Genomic DNA, 5,285 nt, shown 5'->3' with positions numbered 1-5,285 from the left:
CGCAGGCCCGCGTCGGCTGCGCCAGCTGGAAAGCTACGCCGCCACGGGCCTGCTCAACCGCGCGCCAAAGGGGTCACTTTTGGGCGCCGATCGGGGGGGCCGTTTGGATGCCGATTGACAGCCGATGTCTTCCACGGCTCAGCGCGAACGCGCGCCTCTCCGTAGATGGCGATGGCAATCTCACGATAGGTCGCGTGGTTGGCGTTTCCGTCGGCAGCTTGCATCATCAGGCGAAACCGCCGGCGCTGATACGGCGTCATCCTGGGGTCGCGGCGCGCGGGTTTCCCGGCCAGCATGTGCCAGAGCCTGAGAATGGCTTCGAGCCGATCCGGCAGATTTTCGTCAAGTGGCAGAATGATCGCCGGCTGCGAATTGGCATCGGTGTCGGCGAGGATCAGATATTGAACGCCGTCTCTGGCGTCGCAGACACCATATGTCCCCTCTGGTCCGCAGATGGCATCAGCAAGATCTACCGATAAGGCGGACGGAGAAGGCGGAAGAAAATCGGGCGCTGCCCCGAGCATCAGCATGTCCGGATTGGCAACAGGCGACCAGATGACCGGTTGGTCGAGCGCGGAAAAGCCGGGGTCTGCCGGGAAATCGCAACCCCCAGCGATGTTGGACATCATCCGCAAAGGGAAGATGCCCGGCGCCTTGCGCTACAAGATCATCGAAACTGGACTGGTAGGAGGCGTTACGCCGCAGGCATTCCCAGGCGACACCCTCAACGGGCAGCGCATCGTAGAATTCATACTGGTTCTGGTCTCGCCAGCGGGATGTATCCGGCTTCATTGCTCCGCTCCTGGTTGAAACTGCACAGGTGGAGCGTGAAAGAATTGCGGCGCCTCTACCGAGATGGAAGCCGGGACAAAGACATGGGGTGATGCTCTGAAGGCATCACTGGTGCGACGGCGGCGAGGTCAGGTCCGATCTGTCGGATGACGCAGCAGCTGACGATAGCCGCTCTGTGTCATCCAGCGCGCCCGTGCCAGATGGCTGTCATGGACCTGCCGGGCGCGTTCAGGTTCCCGAACAGGGTCAATTCCGAACAGCACATTGACGGCTTCGGTCCATTCCGCCCCATCACCGGCGGCATCGAGCAGCCGCATATAGAGCTTGATATGCGCGCGATAATATTTGGTCAGCTCGTCGCTAACAGGTGCAATATCGTCGAAGGGAGGAACCGGAGATGTCATGTCGCGGGTCGCCACAGAGCATAGGCCGCCGCAGCGGATTGATGATGTCGCCGGCGCCGGTCAGGCGTCACGGATCTGTCGGTATCTCTTCTCGTCTTGGTCATGAACCAGCAATACTCCTTGCCCGCGATCCGTGGACAGGAGAACAATCCCTGCTGCTTCAAGCGCCCGGCGCACCTGATCCCGCGTTGTCTCATACACCTCGAGCCGGTTCTCGGACTCAAGGCGTTTCAGGGCAGTCAGCGATATTCGGGCCTTGTCAGCGAGCGTCTCCTGCGTCCAACCCAGCAACGCGCGTGCGGCCCGCGACTGTCGAGCGGTGATCATGCATGATCACCTCCCATCGCGACCGGCGCGCATTCCAGAACTACGGCTATTTTAGTCGCCTTCGCCTGATACGCCATACGAAATCGTCGAATCGGGCCAGGGCGTTATCTGCACGGCTGAGCATGCAGCCGACTGATTCGCCTGTATGTCACAATTGCAGCGCTTGTGCTGGCCGTAGCGCCGACCAGCGCAAGATGATCTCCAAACGCTCCACGGGAAATGATCGTGATATGTTTGGAGATCATTGTCGTTGCATTCTACACTGGATATGATACCTATTCAGATCAATGCGACAGTATTGATCCGTAAAGGCATCACATGAAGGCGGAAGAAGAAACACTGAGGCTGATCGGCGACCATTTTCGCCGCGCGCGTCTTGCAGCGGGGTTGACCCAGGAGCAGGTGGCCGATCTTGCGGGCATTTCGCGCCCGCGCTACCGCGACATCGAGACGGGGGCGGCGGCTGCGCGCACCACGACATTGATCAACATTGCCAGGGCGCTTGGGCTGGAAATGATGCTGGTCCCGCAGGCGATGGTGCCCGCCATCGAGGCGCTTTTGCGCCCCGAGGCCGAGGATGATCATCCGGCCTTCAGCCCGCAACCGGAGAGCGACGATGACAGCCGTCCGTACCGCTGAGACCATCACCGCGCTGGACGTGTTCCTGAACAGTGCGAAGGTTGGCATGATCGTCAGGACGCCGGGTGATTTCAACGCCTTCAGCCTTGATCCGGCCTATCGCGCGACCGGCGGCATTCCGGTTCTGAGCCTGTCGCTGCGCGCGGCATCAGGGGGGCTACGCAAGGATCCGCGACCTGTCGCAGGCAGCCTGCCGCCCTTCTTTGCCAACCTGCTGCCCGAAGACCGGCTGCGCGAGGCGATGGAAAGACACCATGCGGGCAATGTGCGGCCGGGGAATGATTTCGATCTCCTGGCAGCTCTGGGCGCGGACCTGCCGGGTGCCGTTCGGGTGGTGCCCAGTGACGGTCAACCGGGCATCGGGGCGGCGCCCGCCCAAGGGCGGCCCAAAGCCCGCTTCTCGCTGGCGGGCGTGCAGATGAAGCTCTCGGTAATGAAGAACACGGGCAAAGGCGGGGGGCTGACCTTGCCGCTCGGGGATGACGAGGGCCAGTATATTGCAAAATTCCCCTCGACCGCCTTTCCGGGTGTGTCGGAAAACGAGTTCGCGAACCTCGCGCTTGCCGAAGCCATCGGCATGGACGTGCCCGAGCGGGAACTGGTCAGCCGAGGGCAGTTCGAGGGGATTCCCGAAGAGTTCGAAACACTTGCCGAGGGGCTGGTCCTGCTCGTGCGGCGTTTTGATCGCGGGGCAGACGGGCAGCGCATCCATATCGAGGATTTCGCGCAGGTTTTCGGCCTGTACCCGGCACGCAAATATGATGGCGCCGCCTCCCACGACATCGCCTCTGTGCTGAATGTGGCAATCTCGCCGTTCGCCGCGCTGGAGTTTGTCCGGCGGCTGACCTTCTCGGTGGTCATGGGCAATGGCGACATGCACCTCAAGAACTGGTCACTGATCTATCCGGGCGACGGCGACACGCCCGCTCTTGCACCGATCTACGACATGCTTTCGACCATTCCCTATATTCCGGCAGATGGGCTGGCGCTGTCTCTGGGCGGCGAGCGGGCCTTCAAGGGCCTGGCCCCGGCCCGCTGGAAGACGTTTGCCAATCGGGCAAGGCTTCCCGAGCCTGCCGTGCTCAAGGCCGTTGTCGAGACGGTGAAACGCATCGATGCGAAATGGTGGACACTGCCGGAACGCGAGGTGGTCCCCCCGCCCGTGCTGGAACGGATCGACGCCCATGTGAAAACCATGATCCCGATCCTGACCGGCTGAGCAGTTCCAGCCCGGTCAGGTCACCGGGCCTGGCGGCTTTCCCGCGGGCACGGGAAAGGCCCCGACCTTGCGGTCGGAGCCTTTGTTCCGCGCCTCAGTCGCCGCGGCGACCGTTGGGGCGGGACCAGATGAGGGAGAAGGTTTCGCCGTCTTCTTCGTCGAAGAGGTTGGCGTAGATCGGAGCGTTGAAGCTTGGATCGTCCAGCTTGAGGCCCAGATAGTCGCGGCCCTCGTTGGAGCGCTTGGACCAGGCGGCGCCGATTTCAGCGCGACCGACCAGAACGCGGTGGCTGGGGGCATTCTCGCCGGTGGCGCGCAGGTCGGGGATGATGCGCACGCCCTTGGCCTGGACGCTGAGGGTGACGATTTCGCCGGTGAATTCGTTCGAGCCGGTCTTCTTGAAGGTGCCGATGGTTGCCATTTTAAGTCTCCGCTTTCCGTTTCCGAGCCCGCACCATTGCGGCCTCTATGGCGATCGACCGGCCGGAGACGAACGCTGGCGCACCCCAAAGGGGCTGGACAGCACAGGAGGAACTTTCTTGTTCCGCGCGGAATGGCGGCTTTGCCGGCAGGGGAAGAAAGTTGTGACGACGCTGTTGCGCTAAAGCGGTCGAAGCGCATCGCGCTGTTCTTCGGCCAGATCAGGCCATTGAAGAGGCCGTTTGGAGCGGTCGAGACACGGGGGTGAACGGGGACGGTGGCAACCTCGAGGCTCCATCAGGATGACCAGACCGGCGCACCGGCTTGTCTGGTCCCCCGCGTTTCAGGTCGTGCACATCCTTTTCTCCGGCCTGTGCTATCGGCATTGCCCCAACCGGTTTTCGGTCAGTCCTCGAATGCTGGCACTGACCGTCCTGCGCTCCTATGGACCGTGCCTGTGCCTCACGCTGCCCTGGGATCCACACGCTATCTACCCACCCGCCTCCTGACGAAGACGGCAGATGATCCGTATCCGCTTCTGGTCCTGCCTCTACGGGTCACTCCAGTTCAGGTGCGTGCAAGGTTCCCGTCCGCAGGGCCGGTTGCCGCCATGCCTGCAACGCGCAGGAACGCCGTCACGCCCACCGCGACCGCACCGACTACCGAAAAGATGATCTGCCACGTCTCGGACGGCATCATGTGTTTGACGATCCCGAGCGTAGCGTAAAACCCTGCCACGCCCGCCGGGGCAACGAAGGTCAAAGCGATCAGCAGCCGTGCCCAGATCGGACGAACCAGCATGAGCAGGCCCTGACCGACCGCCACTGTCAGACCCGCAGCGATAAGACCGATGAGGATGCCGCCAAGCCAGCCAGCGCCCGTGCCATAGGCCCATATGCCTGCGTTCAGGCCGATAAAGAACGGCAGGGCAAAAACGGCGAGATTGAACAGCAGCCAGCACATGGTCCCGATGGCTGCAATGGAAACAATAATTCCGAGAACGATCATGGTGGTGACTCCGTGCAAAAGGTCGGACGGCTGCGCCTTCCACCACCACCATGGCGCAATCACAGCATAGCAGCATTCCTCTCACCGCGCGAGAAGCGATGGCTTTCGAGGCCAGGCCTGTCCGAAAACTAGCAGGTTGAATGAGAAACCTTATGCGTCTGGTGGACCAGTATCTGCTGCACCTCTACGATGACCATATCGTTGGGCGGAAGGATGCGGGTTAAACTTTATGGCAGAAGTCGATTGGTCAGATCGGGCATTTTACGACGATGGCGAATGGGTAAGCTGGTCAGACATTGACGAACAGCTTCGCCACAAGGAATGGGGAGCGAAGTATCCAAAGGCCATCCGTGTTGAACGGCTTGCAATAAGGACCCCGCTTCTGGGGTGATCGGCGTCCAAAAGGGACCCCACCGACCGGGGGTTGGGTCCATTGTGCCTTCGATGATTATCGGAGGCCGAGCACGGGATGCTGA

General features: G+C 61.7%; 7 protein-coding genes and 1 pseudogene. 2 read left to right on the top strand and 6 right to left on the bottom strand.

The window, feature by feature from the left end; all coding sequences use genetic code 11:
• Positions 1-53 precede the first annotated feature (53 nt).
• The 4 genes and pseudogenes from GL279_RS18870 to GL279_RS18855 form a co-directional block, all read right to left on the bottom strand.
• Positions 54-626 (bottom strand): DUF2285 domain-containing protein, encoded by a 573-nt coding sequence (locus tag GL279_RS18870; RefSeq protein WP_211371371.1) that lies wholly within the window; start codon positions 624-626, stop codon positions 54-56.
• Between the two features lie 28 nt (positions 627-654).
• Positions 655-792: pseudogene (locus tag GL279_RS19720) on the bottom strand (transcriptional regulator domain-containing protein); the annotation flags it as partial.
• Positions 793-920: 128 nt separating this feature from the next.
• Positions 921-1,211: a DNA -binding domain-containing protein gene (locus tag GL279_RS18860; protein WP_425495621.1), complete on the bottom strand. Its 291-nt coding sequence runs from the start codon at positions 1,209-1,211 to the stop codon at positions 921-923.
• A gap of 45 nt (positions 1,212-1,256) precedes the next feature.
• The gene (locus tag GL279_RS18855) at positions 1,257-1,523 is read right to left on the bottom strand and encodes a helix-turn-helix domain-containing protein (protein ID WP_035746341.1); all 267 of its coding nucleotides are present in this window, start codon (positions 1,521-1,523) and stop codon (positions 1,257-1,259) included.
• A 318-nt stretch (positions 1,524-1,841) separates the two neighbouring features.
• Between GL279_RS18855 and GL279_RS18850 the strand changes: the two genes are divergently transcribed.
• Positions 1,842-2,162: a helix-turn-helix domain-containing protein gene (locus tag GL279_RS18850; protein ID WP_009450556.1), complete on the top strand. Its 321-nt coding sequence runs from the start codon at positions 1,842-1,844 to the stop codon at positions 2,160-2,162.
• Entirely contained in the window at positions 2,140-3,381 is a 1,242-nt protein-coding gene (locus tag GL279_RS18845; protein ID WP_155066138.1) for a type II toxin-antitoxin system HipA family toxin, read from the top strand. The genes GL279_RS18850 and GL279_RS18845 overlap by 23 nt, the downstream gene beginning before the upstream one ends.
• Positions 3,382-3,475: 94 nt before the next feature.
• On the opposite strand, the gene GL279_RS18840 is transcribed toward GL279_RS18845, so the two are convergent.
• Positions 3,476-3,802 carry a DUF736 domain-containing protein gene (locus tag GL279_RS18840; protein ID WP_009450558.1) on the bottom strand — a complete coding sequence of 109 codons (327 nt, stop codon included), beginning with the start codon at positions 3,800-3,802 and terminating at the stop codon, positions 3,476-3,478.
• A gap of 566 nt (positions 3,803-4,368) precedes the next feature.
• Positions 4,369-4,809 carry a hypothetical protein gene (locus GL279_RS18830; RefSeq protein WP_009450559.1) on the bottom strand — a complete coding sequence of 147 codons (441 nt, stop codon included), beginning with the start codon at positions 4,807-4,809 and terminating at the stop codon, positions 4,369-4,371.
• Positions 4,810-5,285 lie beyond the last annotated feature (476 nt).

This window comes from Paracoccus limosus, from assembly GCF_009711185.1.
In the GTDB taxonomy this organism is placed as follows: domain Bacteria; phylum Pseudomonadota; class Alphaproteobacteria; order Rhodobacterales; family Rhodobacteraceae; genus Paracoccus; species Paracoccus limosus.
Note: the sequence above shows the minus strand (reverse complement) of the source record. Positions and strands in the feature narration are given on the sequence as shown.

Bases quoted from the DNA above. Each gene is read 5' to 3' on its own strand.
- GL279_RS18845 (WP_155066138.1), top strand. From the start codon at position 2,140: ATGACAGCCGTCCGTACCGCTGAGACCATCACCGCGCTGGACGTGTTC.
- GL279_RS18855 (WP_035746341.1), bottom strand. From the start codon at position 1,523: ATGATCACCGCTCGACAGTCGCGGGCCGCACGCGCGTTGCTGGGTTGG.
- GL279_RS18830 (WP_009450559.1), bottom strand. From the start codon at position 4,809: ATGATCGTTCTCGGAATTATTGTTTCCATTGCAGCCATCGGGACCATG.
- GL279_RS18850 (WP_009450556.1), top strand. From the start codon at position 1,842: ATGAAGGCGGAAGAAGAAACACTGAGGCTGATCGGCGACCATTTTCGC.
- GL279_RS18840 (WP_009450558.1), bottom strand. From the start codon at position 3,802: ATGGCAACCATCGGCACCTTCAAGAAGACCGGCTCGAACGAATTCACC.
- GL279_RS18870 (WP_211371371.1), bottom strand. From the start codon at position 626: ATGTCCAACATCGCTGGGGGTTGCGATTTCCCGGCAGACCCCGGCTTT.